This window comes from Nocardiopsis oceanisediminis (genome assembly GCF_048595525.1).
GTDB classification, from domain to species: domain Bacteria; phylum Actinomycetota; class Actinomycetes; order Streptosporangiales; family Streptosporangiaceae; genus Nocardiopsis_A; species Nocardiopsis_A oceanisediminis.
In genome coordinates this window covers 384126-408205 of record NZ_JAFMZJ010000001.1, presented here as the reverse complement: position 1 = coordinate 408205, position 24080 = coordinate 384126, and the positions used below count along the sequence as shown (strand labels likewise).

Here is a 24080-nt window from a genome sequence, read left to right as displayed (position 1 = left end):
CTGCACCGGAGCACAATGCGGTGGATGGAACTGACCCATTGGCCCCTGTACGGGCTGCGGCTGCGCACGCCCCGGCTGGAACTGCGCCTGCCCGGCCTGGCGGAGCTGGACGCGCTGGCCGGCACGGCCGCGCGCGGGGTGCACGAACCCGGCTCCATGCCGTTCGCGTTCCCGTGGACCGACTGCCCGCCGGCCGAGCGCGGGCGGCGGGTGATGGCCCACTTCTGGAAGCTGCTCGGCGAGTGGGACCCGCAGCGGTGGCGGCTCCCGCTGGCGGTGTTCGCCGACGGCGCCCCGATCGGGATCCAGGAGATCGCCGCGGAGGACTTCGGCCTGGTCCGCGACTTCGACACCGGCTCCTGGCTGGGCCTGGAGCACCACGGGCGGGGGTACGGCACCGAGATGCGCGCCGCCGTGCTGCACCTGGGCTTCGCCGAGCTGGGCGCGGAGACCGCGCGCAGCGCCGCGATGAGCGACAACCCGGCGTCGCTGGCGGTCTCCCGCAAGCTCGGCTACCGGACCAACGGCACCGGGCGGCTCGCGGTCGACGGGCGCCGCCGCGGGGAGGTCCGGCTGCTGCTGGAGCGGGCGGACTGGGAGCGGCACCGCACCGTGCCGGTCCGGGCCGAGGGCGTCGCCCGGTGCCTGGCCATGTTCGGTGCGGACACCGCGGAGGACGGATCCGGAGAAGGTGCGAAGAATTCCGCCGTGTCCGCGTCATGATCCGCGCCCTGCCCCGTCTCCCCTGGTGGACGAGGAGCGGAAGAGGGAGGGCATGCCCGTGATGACGCAGATCTGGCCGGCGAAGGCGCTGGGCGAGATGACCGCCGAGGAGCTGCTGGCCGCGCTGGAGCGGCTGTCGGCCGCCGCACCGGACGACGCCGCGCTGGCCAAGGCGCTCCGCGGCGAACTGGTGCGGGCCGCGCTGGAGGAGGAGGCCGGGGTCACACCCGACCGGAGCGGATCCCTTCCAGCCAGCGCGCCGCGGCCTGGTAGTCGGCTTCGGACGCGGCCCGGGACGGCAGGAACGGGGTGAGGTCGGCGCTCTCGTCGGCCCGCGGGTAGCTGCCCAGGAACCGCACGTCGGCGCAGACCCGGCGGAGGCCCATCAGCGCCTCGCCCAGCGCGGCGTCGGCGACGTGCCCGTCGGCGTCCAGGCAGAAGCAGTACCGGCCCAGCCCGTCGCCGGTGGGCCGGGACTCCAGCCGGGTCAGGTTGACCCCGCGCACCGCGAACTGGTCGAGCAGCTCGGCCAGGGCCCCGGCGTGGTCGTCGGCGAGGAAGACCACCATCGAGGTGCGGTCCGCGCCGGTGGGCGCGGGCAGCGGGCCGGGCCGGGAGAGCTGCACGAAGCGGGTGGCGGCGTCGGCGCGGTCGCCGATGCCGGAGGCCAGCGGCACCAGGCCGTAGCGCTCGCCGGCGATGCGCGCGCAGATCGCCGCGTCATAGGGGGCGCCGGGCTCGGCCACCGCCTGCGCCGCGGCCGCCGTGGACGAGACGGTGTGCGCCTCGGCGTCCGGCAGGTTGGCGGCCAGCCAGCGGCGGCACTGGGCCAGCGCGTGCGGGTGCGTGGCGACCCGCTTGACGCCGGCCGCGTCCGTGCCCTCCCGGGCGAACAGGGTGAACTCCACCGGGACCGCGACCTCGGCGGTGATCAGCAGCGGCTCGCCGTTGATCAGCTCGGCCATGGTGGTGGGGACGCCGCCCTCCACCGAGTTCTCCAGCGGCACCACCCCGGTGGCCGCTTCGCCGCGGCGCACCGCGCCGAAGACCGCGTCGACGCCGGCACAGGGGACGAGGTCCTCGGTGTCGGCGTCGGGCAGCAGCGCGCGGAGGGCGGCTTCGGTGAAGGTCCCCTCAGGGCCGAGATAGGCGTGGCGGTTCCGCATGTCCTGCAGGTTATACCCGGGGCGGCGTCGCCTCCCGGGCTTCGGAGCGGGGCTCCTCCCGCATCTCGGTCCGGGGCTCCTCCCCGGCCTCGGCGCGGGGCCGGGGCGCCAGCGGCCGCACGGTCGCCGCGGGCTCCTCCGGTTCGTCCGCGGGCGCCGGGAAGGCGGCGCCGACGCCGGCCCCCGGCCCGCGGCCCAGCCGGGCCGAGCGGATCGCCCGGTACTCCTCCGGCGAGAGGGCCTCCTCGGAGCGGCCCGCCTCGATGAGCTTGGCGTAGGTCCGCGACTCGGTCCGGCCGTTGATCGAGGTGACCACGACGCCGTCGCCCGCCGCGTCCAGCAGCACCAGGGAGAACGAGCGGGCCCCGGACATCTCCTCCAGCGCGTCGTAGCGCACCAGGCCGACGTCGCGGACCGCCCGCGGATCGACCCCGCCCGACTCCGGGAGTATCCGGCGGACCACCGCTTCGCATTCGTGGATCGTCTTGCGCATGTTCAGCACTGCCCAGCCGCCGACGGCGAGACCGCACACTCCCGCCACCAGCCCGAGCACCGCGAGGATCGTAGTGAGCACGCTGCGACCCTACCGCCACGGAGCGCAGCGAAAGGGGCGCCTTCGCCGGGTTCTACGGCGACTTTGCCCGATCTTGCTTGATCTTTCGGGAAACCGACACCGCACCGCGGCGCAGGGCGGCCCCGATCCCCCGCGCGGCCAGCGCCCGGCCCACGTCGGCGAACTGCCGCGCGCGGTGCAGCTGGGCGCGGAGGTCGGTGCCGGTGGCCCGGTGCTCCATCGGCACCTCCACCTCCACCACCCGGCCGCCGCCGCGCAGCACGTCGATGGTGAGGCCGGTCTCCACCCCGAAGCCGGGGGCCAGCGGGAGCGCCGACCGGAACGCCTCCCGGGTGATGCAGCGCTGCCCGCTGAGCGGCTGCTCCGGCTCCCATTCGGTGGCCCGGCGGATGCCCTCGCGGGCCAGCCGCACCACGAAGCCGTGCCCGCCGAGCCGCAGCCGGGTGGCGGGGAACAGCGCGATGGACATGTCCGCCTCGCCCGCGGCGACCGGGCCGATCAGCGGCGCCGCCGCGGAGGCGGTCGCGCCCAGGTCCGCGTCGAGGAAGAGCAGGTGCCGGTGGGGCCGGCCGCCCTCGCGCCCCTCCTCCAGGAGCCGGACGGCCTCCGCGCCGCTCTGCATGGCGGCGCCCTTGCCGCGGTTGCGGCCGTGCCGGAGCACCCGGGCGCCGGCGTCCCGGGCGACCTCCGCGGTCGCGTCGGCGGAGCCGTCGTCGACCACGACGACCAGGTCCGCACCGGGGAGCCCGCGGGCCGCGTGGACGGTGGCGCCGATCCGGCGCGCCTCGTCCTTGGCCGGGATGATCACCGCGATGCCGGGGCCGCGCCCCGGACCGCCGACCGCCGCCGCCATCGCGGGGCGGCTAGCGGGGGGAGCCGGCGAGCGGCAGCCCGTCGGCGGAGTCCCGGATGGTGAAGACCGCGTCCAGGCCGGTGACCTCGAGGATCTTCATCACCGCCGGGCGCGGGGCGATGAGTTCGAGGTCGCCGCCCTTCTCCCGGGAGCGCTTCATCGCCGACAGCAGCACGTTCATCCCGGTGGAGTCGCAGAACTCCACCCGTGACATGTCCACCACCAGCCGGCGGGCGCCGTCGTCCAGCGCGCCGACCAGCTCGCCGTGCAGCTGCGGGGCCGTGTAAAGGTCGATCTCACCGCGGACGGTCACCAATGCGTGACCCGCGTGAGACTCACTTGAGATCTTCAACTCCACAGTCGTGACTGTAGCGGCACAGCGCGTGCCTGGCCACCTGGTCACCGGTGTTTCGCCGGATCACCCGGACATCGCTCGCGTACGGGAGGTTCCGATCCCGGCACCGGGGGCTCCGACCCGCTCGGCGCCCCGGCCGGGCTCCTCCACCGCCACCCGGAGCACCGCCCAGACCGTGGTCGAATCGTCCTCCACCTCGGTCCCCCAGCGGTCCGCCAGGTGCTCCACGATGCCCAGCCCGCGGCCGCCCAGCGCGGAGAGCGAGGGACGCGCGATCCGCGGCAGGGTCGACGCGCCGCCGTCGCGCACCGAGATCTCCAGCAGCGCCCCCGCCTCATCGGACTCCAGCCGCCAGGCGACCTGGACGCGGTCGGGAGGGAAGGGGGCGGGCAGCGGTGCGGCGTGCCGCAGTGCGTTGCTCAGCAGCTCGCTCACCACCAGGGCCGCGTCGCCGACCGACCCGGCCCCGAGGCCGTCCGCCTCCAGGTCCGAGCAGAGCCGCTGCCGCGCACCGGTGACGCTCGACGGCGTGCACGGGACCAGTACCGTCCTCGACATGCCTTCTCCCGTTCCGCCGGTATTGCGCTCGCCAGCGTCCGGCAAAGCGCAGGTCTCGAAAACCACCAGGGCCGAAATGCCCCGATCCGCTCCCGAGGAAACACCTCACCTCGGCCGATCCGCCCCGCCGTCCGCCTCCGGCCTGGTTCCGGACGGGCCTGAAACCCCGCTCCCTCCGGCTTCCCCGGCCGCCGGGCGGGCGCCCGGCCCGCCCCGGTGTAATGTGAATCTCATCCGGGTGACCCCGTCCGCGGTGGCCCCGGTGACGTCGCCGCCCTGCGCGCGGGCCAGCCGGCGCACGATGTAGAGGCCCAGCCCGATTCCGCCGAACCGGCGCCGGTCCCCGGCCTCCCCTTGGACGAACCGCCCGAAAATGCGCTCCTCGTCCCCGGGTGCGATGCCGACGCCCTCGTCCTCCACCGCCACCACCAGGCGGCCGCCCTCCTCTCGGGCCCGGACCAGCACCGGGCCGCCGTCCGGCGAGTACTTGAACGCGTTCTCCAGCAGCTGCCCGACGATCACGTCGGTGGCCACCGGGTCGCCCAGCGCCGGCGGCAGCTCCTCGGGGACGTCCAGCAGCAGGGTGTGCCGGGCCGAGGCCGCGTCGAACGCCGCCGCCGTCTCCCGGAGCAGCCGCCGCAGGTCGAACGGGCCCGCCCCGACGCTCAGCTCGCCGCTGCGCGCGGCCGACCCGATCAGCAGGTTCTCCACCAGCCGGGCCAGGGTCCCGGACCGCTCGGCGATGGTGCGCACCGCGTCCCTGCGGGCCGCCTCGTCCAGCCGCTCCCAGCGCTGCACCAGGGTCCCGGCGAACCCCTGCACCACCGTCACCGGGGTGCGCAGCTCGTGCCCGGCCGTCGCCATGAAGAGGTCCTTCTCCTCCTCCAGCTGCTTGGCCTGGGTGATGTCGCGGAAGTCCACCACCCGCTCACCGGTGCCGGGCACCCCGGTCACCAGGATCTCCAGCCACCGGCCGCAGTCCAGCCGGTGCCGCAGCGGCTCGGCGGCCGCCCCGGGCAGCGGGAACGGCGGCGGCCGGCCCGCCACCGCCTCCTGCGGGCAGCCGGTGAGCTCCGCGGCGGCCCGGTTCCAGGTGCGCACCCGGCCGGCCTCGTCCAGCAGCGCGATGCCGTCCGCGCTGGAGTCGACCACCGCCTGGCCCTGCGCGCGCCGGCGCACCATCTCCTGGTAGGCCAGCGCGTTGCCGAGCGCCACCCCGGCGTGCCCGGCGAGCAGCTCCAGCAGCTCCAGCTCGACGTGGCCCACCTTGCGCTCGCTGTACAGCGCGTACAGCGCACCGTAGGGCCGCCCCTGGACGCTGGAGACCCCCAGGGCGATGGTGTGCAGGCCCTCCAGGTCGGCCCAGATCAGGTCGTCCAGCGACCGGTCGTCCTCGGTGGCCAGCAGCACGGTCCTGCCGCTGCCCAGCAGCTCGCCGAAGAGGCTGCCGTCCAGCGGCGCGGTGTAGCCCTTCAGGTGCTCGGAGAGCCGGGTGAGGCTGACCAGGCGCAGCCGGTCCCCTTCGATCAGCACGAAGCCGCCGGCGTCGGCGCCGGTCAGCTCGGTCAGGCTGCGCGCGATCCGGTCCAGCACCGCGTCCAGGTCCAGGTCGGCGCCGATGTCGGCGACGACGCCGTTGAGGCGGCGCACCAGCCGGGCCCGCTCCACCAGGTGCGAACCGGGCGCGGTGCCGTCCCTGCGCTGCCGGAAGACGTGCGTCCAGCCGACCTCGGTCCCGTCCCGGTCGCGCAGGAAGGAGGTGTCCACCTGCACGTCGATGAGGACGCCGTCGCGGCGCACCCGGCGGCTGACGATGGAGACCGTGCCGCCCTGGCGCGCCCGCTCCAGGACGGCGTGCGCCTCGGCGAGCAGCTCCGCCGGGACGATCGGGGCGGGGGAGCCGAGCACGTCCCGTTCTCTCCAGCCGAACAGCCGCTCGGCCGCCGGGTTCCACGTGGTGACGCGGAACTCGGTGTCCACCGCGACGATCGCGTCGGCGGAGAGGGCCACCACTGCCTCGGCGCTCGGCCCCTGGGGTTGAGGGGTCACGAACGCCATCGTGCCACCGCGAGCGCCGTCCGGGGCGCCCACCGGGAAAAGAGGGGTGGATCGGGGCGCCGGGCGGAGGGGGCGCACCCCGCTGCGGCCCGCCCGGCCGCGGCCGCCGCTCAGGCCACCCGGGGCTCCGCGCCGCCGTCGGCGGTCATCGGCCGCCCGGACAGCGCCCAGGCCTGCATCCCGCCGGCCACGTTGGCGGCCTGCCACCCCGCGTCGTTCAGCGCCTGCACCGCCTGGGCCGAGCGGCCTCCGACCCGGCACACCACGTAGACCTGGCGGTCCCGCGGGATCTCGCCGGCGCGCTGCGCCAGCTCGTGCAGCGGGATGTGCACCGCCTGCGGAGCACGGCCCGCCGTCCACTCGTCCTGCTCGCGAACGTCCAGCAGGTATCCGTCATCCGGAACCGTGCTGACCTCCACGACCGGAACGCTGTCTCCAAACACCGGGGCCTCTCCTCATCCGACTTTCCGTTGCACGGGGGAACCGCTCTGTGGCGCCCCGCGTCCAAAGGTTATGCGCACGCAGATCAGAGCGACCGCGCTGGCCCGCTCGTCAGCGCTCGCGGCCGTGCTGCTCGCGGCCGCGGCGTGCGGCGGCGGCTCCACGGAGGTCGCGGCACCCGCAGACGACCCTTCCACCGTCCCTTCCGAATCCCCCTCCCCCGAGACCGAGCTCTCCATCGAGATCGACTACCGGGACGGCTCCGGCGCGGGCGAGACGCCCGAACCGAAGTCCTGGACGCTGACCTGCTCGCCGGCCGGCGGCGACCACCCCGACCCGGAGGCCGCCTGCGCGGCCCTGGAAGAGGTGGGCGCCGAGGGCTTCGAGGAGGTCCCGGAGGACTCGATGTGCACGCACATCATGGGCGGCCCGGAGACCGCCCGCGTCACCGGGCACCTCGGCGACACCGACATCGACACCGAGTTCGACAAGGCCGGCGGCTGCGAACTGGAACGCTACGAAGAGATGGGCGCCGTCCTGGCCCCCTGACCCCCGGCGCGGCCCCGCCCGGCGGGGCCGCGCCCCGGCCCCCGCCTGGAACGAGACGGTCCGCACCGTCTCTCCTTTGGTAGGTTCACCGCCATGGCAGCCCAGCGCAGAACCCGCCCCGACGCGACGCGGCGCAGCGAGTCGTCCCGGCGGGCGATCCTCGCCGCCGCCTTCGAGCTGGTCGGCGAAGTCGGCTACCACCGGCTGAGCATCGAGGGCATCGCCGCCCGCGCCGGGGTCGGCAAGCAGACCATCTACCGCTGGTGGCCGTCGAAGGGCGCGGTGCTCTTCGACGCCTTCCTGATGCTCTCCGAAGGCGGCGGGAAGGGCACCGGGGGCGGCCTGCCGGACACCGGCGACATCGAGGCCGACCTCAAGTCCGTGCTGCGCGCCACCGTCGGCGAGACCGAGGACCCGCTCTTCGAGGGCCCGCTGCGCGCGCTCTCCATCGAGATCGCCGGCGACCCCGCGCTGGCCGCGGTCTACGCCGAGCGGCTCGGGGAACCGCTGCGCGAGATGAAGCGGGAGCGGCTGCGCTCCGCCCAGCGGGCCGGGCAGCTCCCCGCCGGCCTGGACCTGGACATCGCCATCGACCTGATCTGGTCCCCGGTGTTCCAGCGCTGGCTGTACCGGACCGAGCCGCTCACCCGGGAGTACACCGACCGGGTGGTGGAGGCGGTGCTGCACGGGCTGGGCGCGACCGGCATCGGCCATCCGCGGGCCTGACCGCCCGGCGGGCGCCGCCGGAAAGCGCCTCCGCACGGCGCCTGCGCGAAGGGCCGCCGGGAAGCGCGAAAAACCCCTGCGGCCCCGGATTCCTCCGGGGCCGCAGGGGTCGAATCACTTCGGTGCTACCGAGTGGGCGAGGAGGGATTTGAACCCTCACGTCCTTTCGGACACACGGACCTGAACCGTGCGCGTCTACCGTTCCGCCACCCGCCCAGGTGACTTGCATATAGTGTGTCGTCTGCGTGTGACCCGGATTCCTCCGTGCCTTCCGCTCGGCGACATGGATAAGGCTAGCACGGTCCCGGGACCGGTCGCGCACACCTTTTTTCCGACCCGATGCCCTCCCCCGAGGGCGCAAGAGGGATGCGGGTGAAACAGAGGACGCGGATACCCGGTTACGATCGTTCTAGACCGGAGTGGAGTAAGGGAGGTACCTCGTGGGAGTGCTCCAACGCTTCGAGCGCCGCCTTGAAGGCATGATCGAAGGCACCTTCGCGCGGGCCTTCAAGTCCAAGTTGGAGCCCGTCGAGATCGCCAGCGCCGTACAGCGGGAGATGGACGAGCGCGCGGCCATCGTGGCCCAGGGCCGGACCCTGGTGCCCAACGACTTCATCGTCGAGCTGTCCGCGGGCGACAGCGAGCAGATGGACGCCATGGCCGACAGCATCGGCCAGGAGCTGGCCAAACTGGCCCGCGACTACGCGACAGAGCAGGGCTATTCCTTCGTCGGGCCGGTGCGGGTGCACTTCTCGTCCGACGCGGAGCTGCAGACCGGCCGGTTCCGGATCCGCTCCGGGGTGGTGCGCGGCTCCACCGTGGAGAGCGGGGAGATCCGGCAGCCCGTCGGAGAGCCCCCGCGGGACAGCGCGCCCAGCCCGGGCCGGCCCCGGCTGCTCATCTCCCCCGGCGGCGCCACCCAGGAGGGCAGCGCCGCCAGCCAGGGCATGCAGCAGTCCTTCGAACTCAACACGCCGGTCACCCTGCTCGGCCGCGGCACCGACTGCGACCTGCGCCTGGTGGACAACGGCGTCTCCCGGCACCACGCCGAGATCCGGATCGAGGACGACGACGCGGTCCTGGTCGACCTGGGGTCCACCAACGGCACCTTCGTCAACGGCCAGCAGGTGCGCCGGGCCGGCCTGGTCGACGGGACCCGGATCAGCCTCGGCCGCACCACGATGACGTTCCGCCGCGACTGAGGCCGCGGCCTCCAGGCCTCACTCCGGACAATCCCCCGAACCGCCCCGGAATCTCCGTGTTCCGGGGCGAACCGAAACCGCCCCCTCGACGTCTGAGGGGGCGGACTCGTCCAGGCGAGTTCCGCAGAGCACCGCCCCGCACCCGCGGGGCCGGACCCAGGAGAGCAGCAGCGACGGACGACCGAGGAGAGGCGGCGCCCCACCGGGGGCGGCGCCGATGCGCACCGGATCCGTTGGGCTTTTCCCCGCCGATCTCCTAGGGTTCGAGCCGAGAGAACGCGGTGGCGGGGCCGACCCGGTCCGCCCGCCAGAGCACGACAGGGGCTGAAGAACAGTTCGATGTCCGACTTGACCCTCATGCTGATCAAGCTCGTCTACCTGGCGGTGCTTTGGCTGTTCGTCATCATGGCGGTCGGTGTCATCCGCACCGATCTTCTCGGCCCCTCCGCCAAGGGCAAGAGCAAGAAGCCCAAGCGGCCCGCCCCCCGGCGCTCCTCCCCCGCGCCCCGCGCCCCCCGGGGCCGGCGCAACGAGCCGCGCACGCTCGTCGTCACCAAGGGGTCGCTCGCCGGGACCTCCCTCGACCTCACCTCGCAACCGATCGTCATCGGCCGCGCCAAGGACTGCACGCTCGTCATCAGCGACGACTACGCCTCCGGTCGGCACGCCCGGGTCTTCTCCGACCAGGGCAAGTGGATCGTTGAAGACCTCGGCTCGACGAACGGCACCTACCTGGGCCAGCAGCGGCTGACCCACCCCCAGCCCATCTCGGCAGGGCAACCCATCCGCATCGGCAAGACCGTCCTGGAACTGCGCAAATGACAATCGCTCTCCGATACGCGGCGTACTCCGACGTAGGATGCCTCCGCGAAGGCAACGAAGACTCCGCCTACGCCGGCCCGTACCTCCTCGCGGTCGCCGACGGGATGGGCGGACATGCGGGCGGGGAGATCGCGAGCGCGATCGCCGTCTCGACCCTCATGCCGCTCGATGACGACGTGACCACCGCCGAGGAGATGACGGGGTCCCTCCTCAGAGCCGTCGAGACCGCCAACACCACCCTCGCCCAGCGGGTCCGCGAAGAGCCCCGGCTGGAGAACATGGGCACCACCCTGACCGCGATGCTGTGGTCCGGCTCCCGGGTGGCCCTGGTCCACGTCGGCGACTCCCGCGCCTACCTGCTGCGCGGCGGCGAGTTCGGGCAGATCACCCACGACCACACCCTGGTGCAGACCCTGGTCGACGAGGGCAAGATCACCGAGGAGGAGGTGGCCACCCACCCGCAGCGCTCCCTCCTGCTGCGCGCGCTGGACGGCCGCAGCCAGGTCGACCCGGACATCTCGGTGAGCGAGGCCGCCGTCGGCGACCGCTACCTGCTCTGCTCCGACGGCCTGTCCGGCGTGGTCAGCGCCGAGACGATCAAGGAGACGCTGCTCGGCGAGGCCGTTCCGGAGGCGGCCGCCCGGCGCCTGATCGACCTGGCCAACCGGGGCGGCGGGCCGGACAACATCACCGCGGTGGTCGCCGACGTCATCGACACCGCGACCGACCAGGGCGGCCCCACCCAGGAGACGTTCCTGGTCGGCGCCGCCGACCAGCGCCGGGAGCCGGTGATGACACCGGACACCCCGGCCGGCCGCGCGCAGAACCTCAACCAGCGGGCCGGCGACACCGCCGAGATGGACCGCGTCCCCAACCTCCGCTCCCCCGCGCCGCCCCCCGCCGACGAGGACGACGAGCCCGAGCAGCGCACCCGCCGCTGGTGGCCGATGGTCCTGGTCTTCCTCCTCGTGGTGGCCGTGGTGGCCGGCGCCGGCTACTACTTCGCCTCCTCCTACATCGGCAGCCAGTACTTCATCGCGCCCACCCCCGACGACCGCAACGTCGCGGTCTACAACGGCGTCAACACCGACATCGCCGGGTTCAGCCTGGCCGACCTGGACGAGGCCACCGACATCCCGCTGGACTCGCTCCCGGAGAACCAGCGCAACCTGATCGCCGAGGGCCTGGAGGTCGACGACCGGGCCGCCGCCGACGAGCGGATCGAGGCGCTGCGCGCCGAGGCCGAGAAGTGCGCGGACGACCCCGAGTGCAGCGGGCAGGGCGGGGCGCAGAACGACAAGAGCGGCACCGCCACGGAGTCCGGGGAGCGGGGCGGCTCCGGCTCCCAGGAGTCCGGTTCCCAGGAGGGCCCGCAGGACGCGGTGCCCGGCGATGCCCCCCAGGAGCAGGCCCCGGCCGGCGGCGCCGAGCAGCCGGCGACCGGCGGGGAGGGGTAGATGAGCGCTCCCGTCCCCAACCGGCCGCTGCCCCCGGTCAAGCGGCGCAACGCCGAGCTCGTGATGACGCTCATGGCGATCGGGCTCACCCTGTTCGCCATGATCGAGGCCGGCCTCACCCGGAACGGGGAGATGCCGCCCAGCCTCTTCCTCTACGGGATGCTCTTCGGCGGTCTGGCGATCCTCGCGCACGTGTTCATCCGGTTCTTCGCGCCCTGGTCCGACCCGCTGCTGCTGCCGATCGCCACCCTGCTCAACGGGCTCGGCCTGGCGATGCTGTGGCGCCTCTTCGAGGCGACCGGGGAGACCGAGAACGGCAGCGCGATGAGCCAGCTCATCCTGACCGCGGCCAGCATGGCCGTGTTCGCGGGGATCATCTTCTTCCTCAAGGAGCCGCGGGTCCTGCAGCGCTACCCCTACATCATCGCGATCTCCGCGGTGCTCCTGCTGCTGCTGCCGCTGATCCCCGGCCTCGGCATGACGATCAACGGCGCCCGGCAGTGGGTCAACCTCGGGTTCACCTCGCTGCAGCCCTCGGAGTTCGCCAAGATCGCCCTGGTGATCTTCCTGTCCGGCTACATGGTGAGCAAGCGGGACGTGCTCTCCCTGGCCAGCAGGCAGGTCAAGATCGGCCGGTTCAAGGTCCTCGACCTGCCGCGGATGCGCGACCTGGCGCCGATGGCCGTCATGTGGGGCTTCTGCATCGTCGTGCTGGTCATCCTGATGAACGACCTGGGCACCTCGCTGCTGCTGTTCGGCACCTTCCTGGCGATGATCTACGTGGCCACCCACCGGTCCTCGTGGATCGTCATCGGGCTGGCCGCCTTCTTCGGCGCCTGCGCGCTGCTCTACCCGTTCGTCTCGCACTTCCGGGTCCGCATGGTGACCTGGCTGGACGCGTTCAACCCCGAGGTCTACTGCACCGACGATTTCATGCAGGACCCCAGCGCCTTCTGCACCACCTCCGGCACCAGCCAGCAGCTGGTCAAGGGCCTGTTCGCGCTCGCCCAGGGCGGCCTGACCGGCGCCGGCCTCGGCGGCGGGCAGCCGGGCTACGTGCCCGAGGTGCAGAACGACTTCATCTTCACCGCGTTCGGTGAAGAGCTCGGCCTGACCGGCCTGATGGTGATGCTGCTCGCGCTGGCGCTCCTGGTCGAGCGGGGCATGCGCATCGCGCTGGCGGCCAAGGAGCTGTTCATCAAGATGTTCGCCTCGGGCATCTCCTTCCTCATCGCCTTCCAGACCTTCGTGGTCATCGGCGGCGTCACCCGGGTCATCCCGATGACCGGTGCCACCATCCCCTTCGTCGCGAAGGGCGGCTCGGCCCTGCTGTCCAGCTGGATCATGCTCGCCCTGCTCATGCGGATGAGCAACAACGCCCGCAAGCCCGCACCGCAGTCGATCCAGGATGAGGGCGCCACCCAGGTGATCTCCCGATGAACAAGCCGATCCGCCGCCTCGCCTTCTTCGCCATGGCGCTGTTCGGCGTGCTCCTGGTCAACGTCAGCTACATCCAGGTCTTCCAGGCCGAGTCGCTCCGCGAGCACCCGTTCAACAACCGGCAGTACGCCAACCAGCTGACCCAGCCGCGCGGCCCGATCCTGGTGGGCAGCGAGGAGGTCGCCTTCTCCGAGCAGCTCGGCGAGGAGGAGGACGACAAGTACCAGCGGAAGTACCCCGCGGGCGGGCTCTACGCGCACCTGGTGGGCACCTTCCCGGTGCGCGGCGAGGGCATCGAGACCCGGCAGAACGCACTGCTGGAGGGCTCCGACGAGCGCCTGGTGGTGCGGAACTTCATCGACAGCATCACCGGCAAGGAGCACCAGGGCGCCAGCGTCGAGCTGACCCTGTCGGCCAAGGCCCAGGAGGCCGCCCAGGCCGCCTTCGAGGACCTGGGCAAGAACGGCGCGGCCGTCGCCCTGGAGCCGGAGAGCGGCGCGGTGCTCGCCGCCTACTCCAACCCGACCTTCGACCCCAACGCGGTCAGCAGCGTCACCGACCCCGAGGCCGCCAACGAGGCCTGGACCGACTACGAGGCCGACGAGGACAAGCCGCTGCTGAACCGGGCGCTCAACGAGCGCTACCCGCCGGGCTCCACCTTCAAGCTGGTCACCGCGGCGGCGGCGCTGGAGAACGGCGCCACCCCGGAGTCCACCATGGACGCCCCCGCCAGCCTGAACCTGGGCGTGCCGCTGCCCAACGCCTGGGGCGGCCCGTGCAACGGCGGCGAGCCGGACACCCTCGCGCACTCCATCGAGCGGTCCTGCAACACCTCCTTCGCCAACTGGGCGATCGAGCTCGGCGCCGACAAGATGACCGAGCAGGCCGAGAAGTTCGGCTTCAACGGGGAGGAGATGGCGATCCCGCTCCCGGTGACCGGCAGCCTCTACCCCGCCGAGGAGGACCGCAACACCCTCGGCCGCTCCGGCATCGGCCAGGCCAACGTCGAGGCGACCCCGCTGCAGATGGCCATGGTCGCCTCCGGCATCGCCAACGACGGCGACGTCATGCAGCCCTACCTGGTGGAGTCGGTGAAGGACTCGGACCTCTCCGAGATCGAGGGGCACACGCCCGAGACGCTGAGCACCGCGGTGAGCGCCAAGAGCGCCGAGGACCTGACCCAGATGATGATCCTGGTGACCGAGGGAGGGGAGGCCTCCGGCCCCGGGGGCGCCATCCCCGGCATGCAGGTGGCCGGCAAGACCGGTACCGCGGAGACCGCCAGCGGCCCGACGCACAACTGGTTCGTCTCCTTCGCCCCCGCCGACGACCCGCAGGTCGCGGTCGCGGTCGTGGTGGAGCACGGCGGCGGCAGCGGCGGAACGCTCGCCGCTCCCATCGCCAAGCGCATCATGGAAGCTGTGATCGACCAGTGACCGACAACGACTCCGGCGCCGAGGAGCGCAACGGGCCGTCCGGCGATCTGCTCAGCGGCCGGTACCAGCTCGACGAGCAGATCGGCTCGGGCGGGATGGGCACCGTGTGGCGCGCCACCGACACCATCCTGAACCGGCCGGTCGCGGTGAAGCTGCTGCACCCGGCGCAGATGGCCGAGCCGACCGCGCGCGAGCGGTTCCGCACCGAGGGGCGGATCACCGCCGGCCTGTCCCATCCGGGCATCGCCCAGGTCTACGACTACGGCGAGCAGGGCGACCGCGCGTTCCTCATCATGGAGCTGGTCCTCGGCGAGACGCTGTCGTCCATCCTGAAGCGCAACGACGGCCTGGAGCCCGGCGCGGCCCTGGACATCCTCGCCCAGTCCGCCGCGGCGCTCGCCTCCGCGCACGGGCGCGGGGTGGTGCACCGGGACATCAAGCCGGGCAACCTGATGGTCACCGACGACGGCACGGTCAAGCTCACCGACTTCGGCATCGCCCGCGGCGAGCACTCGGTCACCCTGACCCAGACCGGCATGGTGATGGGCACCGCCCAGTACATCTCACCGGAGCAGGCCTCCGGCCGGCCGGCGACCTACGCCTCGGACATCTACGCGCTGGGCGTGGTGGCCTACGAGTGCCTGGCCGGGCAGCCGCCGTTCACCGCGGACAGCCCGATCGCGCTGGCGCTGGCGCACACCCGGGAGCCCCCGCCGCCGCTGCCCGACTCGCTTCCGCCGCAGCTCATCGAGCTGGTGGAGACCATGCTGGCCAAGGCGCCGGACGACCGGCCGGAGTCGGCCGGCGAGGTCGCCCGGGTCGCCCAGCTGCTGCGCAGCGCCGCCAACGAGGACCTGGGCGCCACCACGGCGATGGACCTCACCGACCCGACCCGGACCGTCCTGTCCGGCGGCGGGCCGATCACCGCCGCCCAGCGCAAGGGCACCGCCGCCGCCGAGGAGCGGGGCGGGCCCGCGCCCCGGCGCAGTGGCCGGCCGAGCCTCCCGATGGTGCTGGTCGCGGTGATCGCCGCCGTGGCCGTGGTCGTCGGAGTGGCCTGGGCCGGCTCGCAGTTCGGCAGCGGCGGCCGGGACGGCCAGCCGGTCGGCAACGAGGGGAGCTCCTCCCCGTCCGACAGCCCGGCGGCCACCCGCGGCGAGGAGGAGGCCACCGACGAGGACGTCCCCGACGAGGACACCGGCGGCGGCGGGTACGACGTTCCGCAGGGGACGGGCGGCGGCGCCCCCGCGCCGACCGAGGACCAGACGGTCCCGCCCGAGACCCCGCTCGAACCGGACCCCGGCGAGAGCCCCGACCCCGGCGGCGAGCCGGGGACCCAGGAGCCGCCGCCCCCGGGCAGCACCGAGGACCCCGGCAACGGCGGCGGCGGTGGGGGCGCCGGGCCCGGCGAAGGAGAGGACCCGGGAGACGACGACGGAGCTTGATCCGCCCACCGACCGCGAACCGCTGAAGGAACTGTTCAGGACATGTCACAGCCCCGGCTTCTCGGAGGCCGCTACGAACTCGACGCCGTCGTCGGGCGCGGCGGCATGGCCGAGGTCCATCGCGCGCGCGACCTCCGTCTGGACCGGCTGGTGGCGGTCAAGACGCTCCGCCACGACCTGGCGCGGGACCACATCTTCCAGGAGCGGTTCCGGCGCGAGGCGCAGTCGGCCGCGTCGCTGAACCACCCGTCGATCATCGCGGTCTACGACACCGGCGAGGACGTCGTCGACGGGATCTCGCTGCCGTTCATCGTGATGGAGTACGTCGACGGGCGCACCCTCAAGGAACTCCTCGACGACGGCCGCAAGCTGCTCCCGGACCGGTGCGCCGAGATCACCATGGGCATCCTGCGGGCGCTGGACTACAGCCACCGCAACGGCATCGTGCACCGGGACATCAAGCCCGCCAACGTGATGCTGACCCGGCAGGCCGAGGTCAAGGTGATGGACTTCGGCATCGCGCGGGCGATGAACGACGACCAGGCCACCATGACCCAGGCCTCCCAGGTCATCGGCACCGCCCAGTACCTCTCCCCGGAGCAGGCGCGGGGCGAGCGGGTGGACGCCCGCAGCGACCTCTACTCCACCGGCTGCGTGCTGTACGAGCTGCTGACCGGCGGCCCGCCGTTCACCGGCGACTCCCCGGTCTCCATCGCCTACCAGCACGTCCGGGAGGACCCGGTGCCGCCCGGCGAGGTGGATCCGGAGATCCCCGAGTGGCTGGACGCCGTGGTGCTGCGCGCCATGGCCAAGGACCGGGACGAGCGGTACCAGAGCGCCGAGGAGATGCGCGAGGACCTGGAGCGCGGCCTGCAGGGCATGCAGCCCGCGGCGGGCACCATGGCCATGGCCGCGGCCGGCTCCACCACCGCGCTCCCCCCGGTCGAGGAGGACCGCTACGACCGGGGTCGCTACGACGACGACTTCGAGTCCGGCGAGCGGAAGAGCAGGACCGCGCTGTGGGTGGTGCTGGCCCTGGCGGCGATCGCGGCGATCGCCATCGGCGGCTGGCTGCTCCTCGGCGGCGGGGGCGGCGACGAGGACACCGTCACCGTTCCGGACGTGGCCGGGCAGAGCGAGGCCGACGCCCGGATCGCCCTGGTGGAGGAGGGCCTGGACGACGACCGGATCGAGGTCGAGTCCGAGGCCAGCTCCGACGTCGAGGAGGGGAAGGCCACCCGGACCGACCCGGAGGCCGGGACGGAGATCGCCCCGGAGGACGGGGTCACCCTGTACATCTCCGCCGGCCCGGAGAGCGAAGAGGTCCCCCAGCTGGTCGGCAAGTCCGAGGAGGAGGCCCGGCAGGCGCTGAGCGACGCCGGCTTCCAGGTCGGCGACGTCTCCCAGGCGCCGTCCGACGAGTACGAGGCGGGCACCGTCTCCTCCTCCAGCCCGGGCGAGGGCGAGCAGGCTCCCCCCGGCAGCGAGGTCGCCCTGGTGGTCTCCTCCGGGCCGAGCCAGGTGGAGGTCCCCGACCTGAGCGGCAAGACGCAGAGCGAGGCCCAGTCCGAGCTGCAGGGGGCCGGCCTGACCGCCGCCTTCCAGGAGGAGGAGAGCGGGGACCAGGAGCCGGGCCGGGTCGTCGGGCAGAACCCCGCGGCCGGGACCAAGGTGGACCCGGGCACCGAGGTGACCGTGACCATCGCCCGCGAATCGCAGGACGATCCGACCGACGGGCCGACCGGCGGCCAGTCGCCGCCCCCGCCGACCGGCGGTGACGACGACTCCCCGCTCCCGCCCGATGAGGGGGACGGCGAGGGGGACGTCCACTTCCCCTGGGAACGCGACTGGCAGACCCACCGCGGCTGGGAGCAGTACCACCCCGGCTAGCCGACGAAGGCGGGCGCCGGGGCCGGACGGCTCCGGCGCCCGGCAGACCGCCCGCCGGGCGTAGACTGGTTTCTCACCAGGTCCGAAGTCCCGGCCGATTCGTTTTGGAGCAGCGACCGTGCCCAAGTCCCGCAACGATCGCAAGAAGAAGGCCGTCTACACGCCTCCGCCGTCGGCGGCCAAGCCCAAGGTCAGTCCGCGCTGGCTCGCCCCCGTCATGCTCGGTTTCGGCATCTTCGGCGTGCTGTGGATCGCGACCTACTACATCGCCGGCGTGGACGGGAAGATCCCGTTCATGGGCGAGCTGGGCAACTGGAACCTCGCGATCGGCTTCGGCGGAATCATCATTTGCGTGCTGTTGTCCACACGCTGGCACTGATTACGTTTCCGCAGTTCAGAAGCGCTATCCACGGTTTTCTCCACAACCCTGCGGGGGTTTGTCCACATACTTTTCCACAGGCTGCGGGAAAGTATGCACAACCCGCCCCCGCCGCTTCGGCGCGCCCTCCGGACGGCCCCGACCGGCCGGGCGGGAAGCGGGCCCGGAGCGGCCGGAACCGTACCGCGCAGAACCGCGGCCGAACAGCGGAAAGGGGCGGGAACCGGGTTCCCGCCCCTTTCGCCGCCGGCTGCCGCCCTGCGCGGCGGCCGGTGCTCAGGCCGCCGTCATCTGCTGCATCAGCGCATCGCTGCCGATGACCACCGAGGCCACCGCCACCGCCGCCAGCACCGCCACCCAGGCCGCGGCCACCGCGACGTGCGCGGCGGTCCGCGAGGCGCCCTCCCGGCGCGGCAGGTAGGCGAAGCCGGCGCCGAGCACCAGGCCGGTGGCCAGCCCGCCGATGTGCGCCGTCCAGGAGATGCCCGGAACCAGGAAGGTGATGAGCAGGTTCACCGCCAGCAGCCCCAGGATGAACCGGGTGTCCAGCCGCAGCCGCCGCCCGACCAGCAGCACCGCCCCGAACAGGCCGAAGATGGCCCCGGACGCCCCCACCGAGAGCTGGACCGGGATGTCGGCCGGCGTCGGGGCGGCGACCGCCCCGGCCACCGCGACCGCCATCGACAGCACCGAGCCGCCGACCGCGCTGAGCAGCCACAGCGCGGTGTAGCGCAGATGGCCCAGCCAGGCCTCCAGCTGCCGCCCCACCACGTACAGCGCGAAGCCGTTGAACGCCAGGTGCAGCACCCCGCCGTGCAGGAACGCCGCGGTGACCAGCAGGTACCAGTCGCCCTGCACGATGACCCGCCACGGGTTCATCGCCAGCGCCCCGGTGAGCATGCCGCCGCCGACCGCATCGTCCACCAGCTGGGCGACGTAGCCGAGCACCATCAGGGCCAGGAACGTCCAGGTCGCGTAGGGCGCCGAGACCGCCTTGCCGCCGAACACCGTGCGCGGCGCCCGCAGCCCGCGGTTCCCCTCCGCCACGCACTCCGGGCACTGGTGGCCGACGGCCGCCTCGCGCATGCAGTCGGGGCAGATGCCCCGCTCGCACCGGGTGCAGGAGACATAGGTCTCCCGGTCGGGGTGCCGGTAGCAGGTGGGCACCGCCGGCGCGGCACCGGCGCCCTCGGTCCCGGAGTCCTCGGCTGACATGGGAGCCGGTCCCCTAGCGCTCGATCTCGACGGACTCGATGCGCACGTCCTCCACCGGGCGGTCCTGCGGGTTGGTCTCCACCTCCGAGATCGCCTGCACGACCTCGGCCCCCTCCACGACCTCGCCGAAGATGGTGTGCCGGTCGTTCAGCCAGTCGGGCGTGCCGACGGTGATGAAGAACTGCGAGCCGTTGGTGCCGGGCCCGGCGTTGGCCATCGCCAGCAGGTAGGGGCGGTCGAAGCGCAGGGACGGGTGGAACTCGTCCTTGAACTTGTAGCCGGGGCCGCCGCGGCCGTTGCCCAGCGGGTCGCCCCCCTGGATCATGAAGTTCTCGATGACCCGGTGGAAGATCGTGCCGTCGTACAGCCTGCCGTTGCTCGGCTTGCCGGTGGTCGGGTCGATCCACTGCTTGCCGCCCTCGGCGAGCCCGATGAAGTTCTCGACCGTCTCCGGGGCCTTGTCCCCGAAGAGCGTGACGACGATCGTGCCCTTGTTGGTCTTCAGCCGCGCCGTGGGCTGGGTGTTCGAGTCGCTCACCCAACTGCCTTTCTTCGCCTTCGCTTACGCCCCCACGTTACCGGTCCCGTTCCGGGGCCCCGCAGCGCTCCGAGGCGCTCCGGGGCGCCGATTCGTGTCGGAGTCGCGATCGGGACCGGCGGAGAGCGTATGTTGAGATAACACGCGCATAACGCCCACCGGCGGACAGGGTGATCAGGCCGACCCTCCGGCCGATGCATGAGGACCCGCGCCAGTGGGCAGGGGCGTATCCATATCGTTCGACGCAATAAGGAGATCACCGTGGCCATCCAGATCAAGCGCCGCCGGGGCGACTTCGATGCCGAGGCGGCCATGGCGCGGCTGCAGGAGCTCGCCCGCGAGCAGGCCGACCGCCTCGGCCCCTACGCCGACCAGGCCCGATCCCGCGCCGAGCAGGCCAGGATCCTGGCAGAGCAGCGGCTCCTCCGCGCCCGCGGCTGGACCGCCCCCCGACTGGAGACCGCCGCCCTCCGGGTCGAGGACACCGTCGCACCGCGCGTCTCCGACCTGCTGAACAGCGCGGCCCAGCGGGTCGAGCCGAGCCCGGCCCGGCGCGGCCTGATGGCCGCCCGCCAGGGCGGGCGCCGCGTCCCCCGCGCGGTGGTCTACGCCGGCGCCGCGGCGCTGGGCGCGCTCGCGCTGTACGGCGTCATCAAGCTCCGCAAGGCCGCCCAGGACGCGGAGTGGCAGGAGAACCTCGACCAGGCCCGCGAGCAGGTCCGCGAGACGCGGGAGAAGCTCACCGCGAAGGCGTCCCGCGCCGGGAAGAAGGCGGACGAGGAGACCGGGCAGGCGGACGAGGCCGAGGAGAAGAAGGCCGCCGGCGTCGGCACCACCCCGGCCGAGTCCAACGGCCGCGCCGAGAAGTGAGCGGTCCCCCGGCGGCCGCCGCCGGGACGCGTCCGCAGGGGCGGTCCGGTCCGAGGGGCCGGGCCGCCCCTTCTCTTCCCCCGCGCCTCCCCGCACACGATGATCTTGACGTTGCGGGGGTATCAGAGCGCTCTGATACCCCCGCAACGTCAAGATCATCGGAGGCGGTCTAGCGCTCCTTGACCGGGCGCCAGGTCAGCGGGTACTTCCAGCCGTTGCCCAGCAGCGTGACCAGGCCGGCGACCGCGGGCAGGAACATCCAGCCCAGCAGCATCAGGACCGCTGCGATCGCCGGCAGCACCAGGAAGAACAGGCCGAAACCGACGATCCAGCCGATCACCGTGGTCAGCTGGTAGTTGAGCGCCTCCATCGCGTGCCGGCGGACGAACGGCGAGGTGTCGCCCTGGAGGAGCAGCACCAGGAGCGGGCCGAGCGGCAGCAGGAAGTAGCCGGACACGTGCGCCGCGGCCCCCCACAGCCGCTCGGTGCCGGTCGGCTGCCCCTCCTGCAGGGCCGGCGCCTGGGCGGCGCCGGGGACCTGCGCGGCCTGCTGCCGGGGGTGGACCGGGACGACGTCCTGGAGCAGCGGCTCCAGATCCGCCGGGAACTTGGCCTTCAGCGCCGCGTCGATCCGCTCGTCGAACTCCTCCTCGTCGAGCCGCCCCTCGGAGAAGGCCTGCCGCAGATGCTCGGCCGCGGCGTCGCGGTCGGCATGGGTGAGGCGGATCTGCGGAACCTGGGGACCGCTTCCGGGCCCCCGCCCTGGACGCGGGATCGGATCATGCACGGCCACGTTCACTCCTCACCGCATCGCCGGACCGCGTCTACCGCTGCCCATCCTGCCCGGTCGGGAGAGGACGGGCCATCGGGGAACGCCCTGACGCGACCCTGATCCCCGTGCGGGGCGGAGCGCTCCCGCCCACCAGGATATCCACCGGGTTCAGTCCGGGGACGGGGCCAGCAGCACGAACCCGGCGCCCTCGGGATCCGCGCAGACCGCCAGCCGGCCCACCCCCGGGACGTCCTCGGATCCCATCAGCAGCCGCCCGCCGGAGCCGGTGACCCTGGCCGCGGAGGCGTCGCAGTCGGCCACGTAGAACACCGGGTGCCAGTCGGCCTTCCCGCCGCTCCCGGCCAGCTGCTCCGCGCCGACCTGCATCATGCCGCCGTGCATCCGCTCCGCCGGCTGCCCCTCCGGGGTGACCATGGTGTACGTCGCGCCGCCGCCCTCCCCGTCGGGCATCGGGGTGTCCGTGTACCACCAGCCGAACACCGATTCGTAGAAGGCGCGGGCCCCGGCCGCGTCGGGCGTCCACAGCTCGGCCCAGCCGAAGGAGTCCGGTCCGTCGGTGTCCTCCAGGCCGGCCATGGTGCCCGCCTGCCAGACCGCGAACTCGCCGCCCTGCGGGTCGCTGAGCTGCGCGATCCGCCCGGCGTCCCCGGCGTCGAAGGGCCGGGCGCGGACCGTCCCGCCGGCCTTCTCCACCGCCGCCGCGGCGGCGTCGGCGTCCTCGGTGGCGTAGTAGACCACCCAGGCGGGCCGGGCCCCCTCCTCGGTGAGCACCCCGACGGCCGCCACCGCGCGGTCGCCCCGGCGCAGAATCGTGTAGCCCTCCGTCCCCCGGTCGGCCTCCCAGCCGAACACCGCGGAGTAGAACCGGACGGCGGCCTCCGGATCGGCCGCCCCCAGGTCGAGCCAGCAAGGGGATCCCGGAACGAAGTCGGTGGTGATCATGGTCGCTCCCTTCCCCGGGCGAGCAGAGCACCCGGGAGCGCAGTGTGACGCCCACCACCGACATTCGCCCCCGCGGGCGGGCGCTGTCGTTCACGCCCGGGCAAAGCTTGCCCCCGCTCCTCACTCCGCGTCTCCGGCGGCACGGCCTCCGGGCCGGTCAGCGGTGCGCGTCCTCGGCGCGGTTCTCCAAGAGCAGGTCGGCCGCCCGGGCGAGGACCTCTTGCCTGGTCCGGTCACCGTGGTCCACGGCGAGGAAGTGCGCGCCGATCGCAGCGCAGAATGCCAGGAGGCTGCGCGCCTCGACCTCCTCGGGATCGTCGCAGAAGGTGCTGATCGCCTCCCGGAGCAGGTTCATCCGGGCGTCGTCCACCCTGCGCAGCCGTTCGGCGACGGCGGGGTCCCGGCGCGCCCAGTCCCGGATGGCGAGGTCGAGCGGGAGCAGCCGGTCGCTGGAGAAGGTGAGGATGCCGGCCCGCCGAGCCCGGCTCTTCGGGTCGCTCTCGTTCGCGACGGCCGCGAGGACATCGTCCACGGCTTCGCGCTCCCAGGTCGCGAGCATCTCCCCGAGGAGCGTGTCGCGGTCCTTGAAGTGGCCGTAGAACCCGCCTTTGGTCACGCCCAGGCGTTTGGCGAGCACTTCGATCCGGACGGCGTCGCAACCGCCGCCGGCCAAGACGGCAAGGCCCTCCTCGACCCATCGCTCGCGGGACGTGAGCGTCTTGCCTGCCACCTTGGCCTCCTCGTTCCGGGAAACACCACTATACGGCACCGTATAGATGGTGCTACGGTCAATTTATACGGCTGCGTATATATGAAAGGCGGAGACATGGGCGGATTCCGGATCGAATCGGCGGTCGGGACCGGCGCGGTCGACGCATCGGTGCTCGACCGGGCCGGGCCCTCCCGCATCGACTACGTCGACCACTTCGCACTGGGCCCGTTCGACGCGACGATCGCGGCGCCCGAGCAGTGGGCGCGAGCGATGTTCGGCGACGTCCCGAGCCCTGCAGAGCGCTTCATCTGGCAGGGACTGCTCCAGCTGCGCCTGCGCAAGGGCCGGTCCCCGTCCACGGTCGCCGGGTGGACGATCACCGAGCGGGGCGAGGACTGGATCCGGCTGGAGGCCGCCTCGGCGGCGATGAGGGGCGGCCTCGTGGTCCGCTCCACCGCGGAGGCCCTCTCCCTGGCCACGACGGTGCGGTACGACCGCGCCCGCGCGGCCCTGGTCTGGCGACCGCTGTCCGCGGTGCACCGCCGTCTCGCCCCCGGCCTGCTGCGCGACACCCTCGACACGGTCTCGGCCGCTCCGGACCTCCGCCGGAGGTGAGTCTCGGCCATGGCGGAGCGGCAGGGCCGGCGCCCCCGGCGCGGCCCCGCTCCGGCCGCATGTGCACTGAATGCGCAACGGCCACCCTCCCTGATCGGGAAGGTGGCCGCCTTCACATCGCCGACCTGCGTCGACATCGGTGGAGCCAAGGGGAGTCGAACCCCTGACCTCTGGTATGCAAATCTTGTACCGGCGGTTCCACCATCTGGGCGAATAGCCATCGACCGCCTCTGACCTCGAAAAACAGGTCACCGTACATCCCGCAGGATACTCCGGCCTACCGTTCCCTTCCGGTCTGAATCCGGTCCAGGAGCGGAGCGT

26 protein-coding genes and 1 tRNA gene are annotated in these 24080 nt (G+C 73.0%); 14 read left to right on the top strand and 13 right to left on the bottom strand.

Annotated features, from left to right (window positions below; genetic code table 11):
• Positions 1 to 24 precede the first annotated feature (24 nt).
• Positions 25 to 723 carry a GNAT family N-acetyltransferase gene (locus J0910_RS02260; RefSeq protein WP_420156838.1) on the top strand — a complete coding sequence of 233 codons (699 nt, stop codon included), beginning with the start codon at positions 25 to 27 and terminating at the stop codon, positions 721 to 723.
• Positions 724 to 775: 52 nt separating this feature from the next.
• Positions 776 to 1036 carry a hypothetical protein gene (locus J0910_RS02255; RefSeq protein ID WP_420156837.1) on the top strand — a complete coding sequence of 87 codons (261 nt, stop codon included), beginning with the start codon at positions 776 to 778 and terminating at the stop codon, positions 1034 to 1036.
• Here the strand turns inward: J0910_RS02255 and pheA are convergent.
• The 7 genes from pheA to J0910_RS02220 form a co-directional block, all read right to left on the bottom strand.
• Positions 945 to 1889 (bottom strand): prephenate dehydratase, encoded by a 945-nt coding sequence (pheA, locus tag J0910_RS02250; protein WP_420156836.1) that lies wholly within the window; start codon positions 1887 to 1889, stop codon positions 945 to 947. The genes J0910_RS02255 and pheA overlap by 92 nt on opposite strands.
• A gap of 10 nt (positions 1890 to 1899) precedes the next feature.
• Positions 1900 to 2463 (bottom strand): DUF4446 family protein, encoded by a 564-nt coding sequence (locus J0910_RS02245; RefSeq protein ID WP_420156835.1) that lies wholly within the window; start codon positions 2461 to 2463, stop codon positions 1900 to 1902.
• A gap of 52 nt (positions 2464 to 2515) precedes the next feature.
• Complete coding sequence (locus J0910_RS02240) at positions 2516 to 3316, bottom strand: glycosyltransferase family 2 protein (protein WP_420156834.1); 801 nt, start codon at positions 3314 to 3316, stop codon at positions 2516 to 2518.
• 10 nt (positions 3317 to 3326) lie between these two features.
• Positions 3327 to 3674, bottom strand: coding sequence for an STAS domain-containing protein (locus tag J0910_RS02235; RefSeq protein ID WP_193790291.1), 348 nt, complete (start codon positions 3672 to 3674; stop codon positions 3327 to 3329).
• Positions 3675 to 3734: 60 nt separating this feature from the next.
• Entirely contained in the window at positions 3735 to 4229 is a 495-nt protein-coding gene (locus tag J0910_RS02230) for an ATP-binding protein (RefSeq protein WP_420156833.1), read from the bottom strand.
• A gap of 105 nt (positions 4230 to 4334) precedes the next feature.
• The gene (locus J0910_RS02225; RefSeq protein ID WP_420156832.1) at positions 4335 to 6287 is read right to left on the bottom strand and encodes a PAS domain S-box protein; all 1953 of its coding nucleotides are present in this window, start codon (positions 6285 to 6287) and stop codon (positions 4335 to 4337) included.
• A gap of 110 nt (positions 6288 to 6397) precedes the next feature.
• Positions 6398 to 6730 carry a rhodanese-like domain-containing protein gene (locus J0910_RS02220; RefSeq protein WP_420156831.1) on the bottom strand — a complete coding sequence of 111 codons (333 nt, stop codon included), beginning with the start codon at positions 6728 to 6730 and terminating at the stop codon, positions 6398 to 6400.
• 70 nt (positions 6731 to 6800) lie between these two features.
• On the opposite strand from J0910_RS02220, the gene J0910_RS02215 reads away from it, so the two are divergent.
• Together J0910_RS02215 and J0910_RS02210 are read left to right on the top strand one after the other, a co-directional pair.
• Positions 6801 to 7277, top strand: a complete 477-nt coding sequence (locus J0910_RS02215; RefSeq protein ID WP_420156830.1) for an SSI family serine proteinase inhibitor — start codon at positions 6801 to 6803, stop codon at positions 7275 to 7277.
• Positions 7278 to 7370: 93 nt separating this feature from the next.
• Complete coding sequence (locus tag J0910_RS02210; RefSeq protein WP_420156829.1) at positions 7371 to 8003, top strand: TetR/AcrR family transcriptional regulator; 633 nt, start codon at positions 7371 to 7373, stop codon at positions 8001 to 8003.
• A gap of 133 nt (positions 8004 to 8136) precedes the next feature.
• Here the strand turns inward: J0910_RS02210 and J0910_RS02205 are convergent.
• A tRNA-Leu gene (locus J0910_RS02205) sits at positions 8137 to 8219 on the bottom strand.
• 224 nt (positions 8220 to 8443) lie between these two features.
• Here J0910_RS02205 and J0910_RS02200 point away from each other — a divergent pair.
• From J0910_RS02200 to J0910_RS02165, 8 genes are all read left to right on the top strand, one after another.
• Positions 8444 to 9205: an FhaA domain-containing protein gene (locus tag J0910_RS02200; RefSeq protein ID WP_420156828.1), complete on the top strand. Its 762-nt coding sequence runs from the start codon at positions 8444 to 8446 to the stop codon at positions 9203 to 9205.
• Positions 9206 to 9544: 339 nt separating this feature from the next.
• The gene (locus tag J0910_RS02195; protein WP_420156827.1) at positions 9545 to 10027 is read left to right on the top strand and encodes an FHA domain-containing protein FhaB/FipA; all 483 of its coding nucleotides are present in this window, start codon (positions 9545 to 9547) and stop codon (positions 10025 to 10027) included.
• Positions 10024 to 11484 carry a Stp1/IreP family PP2C-type Ser/Thr phosphatase gene (locus J0910_RS02190; RefSeq protein ID WP_420156826.1) on the top strand — a complete coding sequence of 487 codons (1461 nt, stop codon included), beginning with the start codon at positions 10024 to 10026 and terminating at the stop codon, positions 11482 to 11484. The genes J0910_RS02195 and J0910_RS02190 overlap by 4 nt, the downstream gene beginning before the upstream one ends.
• Complete coding sequence (locus J0910_RS02185) at positions 11485 to 12924, top strand: FtsW/RodA/SpoVE family cell cycle protein (RefSeq protein WP_420156825.1); 1440 nt, start codon at positions 11485 to 11487, stop codon at positions 12922 to 12924.
• Positions 12921 to 14360, top strand: a complete 1440-nt coding sequence (locus tag J0910_RS02180) for a peptidoglycan D,D-transpeptidase FtsI family protein (RefSeq protein WP_420156824.1) — start codon at positions 12921 to 12923, stop codon at positions 14358 to 14360. The genes J0910_RS02185 and J0910_RS02180 overlap by 4 nt, the downstream gene beginning before the upstream one ends.
• Positions 14357 to 15805: a serine/threonine-protein kinase gene (locus J0910_RS02175; protein WP_420156823.1), complete on the top strand. Its 1449-nt coding sequence runs from the start codon at positions 14357 to 14359 to the stop codon at positions 15803 to 15805. The genes J0910_RS02180 and J0910_RS02175 overlap by 4 nt, the downstream gene beginning before the upstream one ends.
• Positions 15806 to 15847: 42 nt before the next feature.
• Complete coding sequence (pknB, locus tag J0910_RS02170) at positions 15848 to 17695, top strand: Stk1 family PASTA domain-containing Ser/Thr kinase (protein WP_420156822.1); 1848 nt, start codon at positions 15848 to 15850, stop codon at positions 17693 to 17695.
• 118 nt (positions 17696 to 17813) lie between these two features.
• Entirely contained in the window at positions 17814 to 18074 is a 261-nt protein-coding gene (locus J0910_RS02165) for a cell division protein CrgA (protein ID WP_420156821.1), read from the top strand.
• A gap of 276 nt (positions 18075 to 18350) precedes the next feature.
• Here J0910_RS02165 and J0910_RS02160 read toward each other — a convergent pair whose 3' ends face one another.
• Together J0910_RS02160 and J0910_RS02155 are read right to left on the bottom strand one after the other, a co-directional pair.
• Positions 18351 to 19289 carry a rhomboid family intramembrane serine protease gene (locus tag J0910_RS02160; RefSeq protein ID WP_420156820.1) on the bottom strand — a complete coding sequence of 313 codons (939 nt, stop codon included), beginning with the start codon at positions 19287 to 19289 and terminating at the stop codon, positions 18351 to 18353.
• 13 nt (positions 19290 to 19302) lie between these two features.
• Positions 19303 to 19827 (bottom strand): peptidylprolyl isomerase, encoded by a 525-nt coding sequence (locus J0910_RS02155; RefSeq protein ID WP_420156819.1) that lies wholly within the window; start codon positions 19825 to 19827, stop codon positions 19303 to 19305.
• Positions 19828 to 20088: 261 nt separating this feature from the next.
• Here J0910_RS02155 and J0910_RS02150 point away from each other — a divergent pair, with 261 nt between their 5' ends.
• A complete protein-coding gene (locus J0910_RS02150) occupies positions 20089 to 20697 on the top strand; it encodes a hypothetical protein (RefSeq protein ID WP_420156818.1) in 609 nt (202 codons plus the stop codon).
• 169 nt (positions 20698 to 20866) lie between these two features.
• Here the strand turns inward: J0910_RS02150 and J0910_RS02145 are convergent, their stop codons facing one another.
• The 3 genes from J0910_RS02145 to J0910_RS02135 all read right to left on the bottom strand — a co-directional run bounded on the left by J0910_RS02145 (position 20867) and on the right by J0910_RS02135 (position 23162).
• Positions 20867 to 21490 (bottom strand): DUF1707 and DUF4870 domain-containing protein, encoded by a 624-nt coding sequence (locus J0910_RS02145; RefSeq protein WP_420156817.1) that lies wholly within the window; start codon positions 21488 to 21490, stop codon positions 20867 to 20869.
• Between the two features lie 147 nt (positions 21491 to 21637).
• Positions 21638 to 22432, bottom strand: coding sequence for a VOC family protein (locus J0910_RS02140; protein WP_420156816.1), 795 nt, complete (start codon positions 22430 to 22432; stop codon positions 21638 to 21640).
• A gap of 157 nt (positions 22433 to 22589) precedes the next feature.
• Positions 22590 to 23162 (bottom strand): TetR/AcrR family transcriptional regulator, encoded by a 573-nt coding sequence (locus tag J0910_RS02135; protein WP_420156815.1) that lies wholly within the window; start codon positions 23160 to 23162, stop codon positions 22590 to 22592.
• 96 nt (positions 23163 to 23258) lie between these two features.
• On the opposite strand from J0910_RS02135, the gene J0910_RS02130 reads away from it, so the two are divergent.
• Positions 23259 to 23759, top strand: a complete 501-nt coding sequence (locus J0910_RS02130; RefSeq protein ID WP_420156814.1) for a hypothetical protein — start codon at positions 23259 to 23261, stop codon at positions 23757 to 23759.
• Positions 23760 to 24080 lie beyond the last annotated feature (321 nt).

What these genes read in the sequence shown, in the direction of transcription:
- J0910_RS02255 (WP_420156837.1), top strand. Translation starts at nt 776, where the DNA reads ATGCCCGTGATGACGCAGATCTGGCCGGCGAAGGCGCTGGGCGAGATG.
- J0910_RS02225 (WP_420156832.1), bottom strand. Translation starts at nt 6,287, where the DNA reads ATGGCGTTCGTGACCCCTCAACCCCAGGGGCCGAGCGCCGAGGCAGTG.
- J0910_RS02195 (WP_420156827.1), top strand. Translation starts at nt 9,545, where the DNA reads ATGTCCGACTTGACCCTCATGCTGATCAAGCTCGTCTACCTGGCGGTG.
- J0910_RS02210 (WP_420156829.1), top strand. Translation starts at nt 7,371, where the DNA reads ATGGCAGCCCAGCGCAGAACCCGCCCCGACGCGACGCGGCGCAGCGAG.
- J0910_RS02190 (WP_420156826.1), top strand. Translation starts at nt 10,024, where the DNA reads ATGACAATCGCTCTCCGATACGCGGCGTACTCCGACGTAGGATGCCTC.
- J0910_RS02180 (WP_420156824.1), top strand. Translation starts at nt 12,921, where the DNA reads ATGAACAAGCCGATCCGCCGCCTCGCCTTCTTCGCCATGGCGCTGTTC.
- pknB (WP_420156822.1), top strand. Translation starts at nt 15,848, where the DNA reads ATGTCACAGCCCCGGCTTCTCGGAGGCCGCTACGAACTCGACGCCGTC.
- J0910_RS02160 (WP_420156820.1), bottom strand. Translation starts at nt 19,289, where the DNA reads ATGTCAGCCGAGGACTCCGGGACCGAGGGCGCCGGTGCCGCGCCGGCG.
- J0910_RS02240 (WP_420156834.1), bottom strand. Translation starts at nt 3,316, where the DNA reads ATGGCGGCGGCGGTCGGCGGTCCGGGGCGCGGCCCCGGCATCGCGGTG.
- J0910_RS02140 (WP_420156816.1), bottom strand. Translation starts at nt 22,432, where the DNA reads ATGATCACCACCGACTTCGTTCCGGGATCCCCTTGCTGGCTCGACCTG.
- pheA (WP_420156836.1), bottom strand. Translation starts at nt 1,889, where the DNA reads ATGCGGAACCGCCACGCCTATCTCGGCCCTGAGGGGACCTTCACCGAA.
- J0910_RS02185 (WP_420156825.1), top strand. Translation starts at nt 11,485, where the DNA reads ATGAGCGCTCCCGTCCCCAACCGGCCGCTGCCCCCGGTCAAGCGGCGC.
- J0910_RS02130 (WP_420156814.1), top strand. Translation starts at nt 23,259, where the DNA reads ATGGGCGGATTCCGGATCGAATCGGCGGTCGGGACCGGCGCGGTCGAC.
- J0910_RS02230 (WP_420156833.1), bottom strand. Translation starts at nt 4,229, where the DNA reads ATGTCGAGGACGGTACTGGTCCCGTGCACGCCGTCGAGCGTCACCGGT.
- J0910_RS02260 (WP_420156838.1), top strand. Translation starts at nt 25, where the DNA reads ATGGAACTGACCCATTGGCCCCTGTACGGGCTGCGGCTGCGCACGCCC.
- J0910_RS02215 (WP_420156830.1), top strand. Translation starts at nt 6,801, where the DNA reads ATGCGCACGCAGATCAGAGCGACCGCGCTGGCCCGCTCGTCAGCGCTC.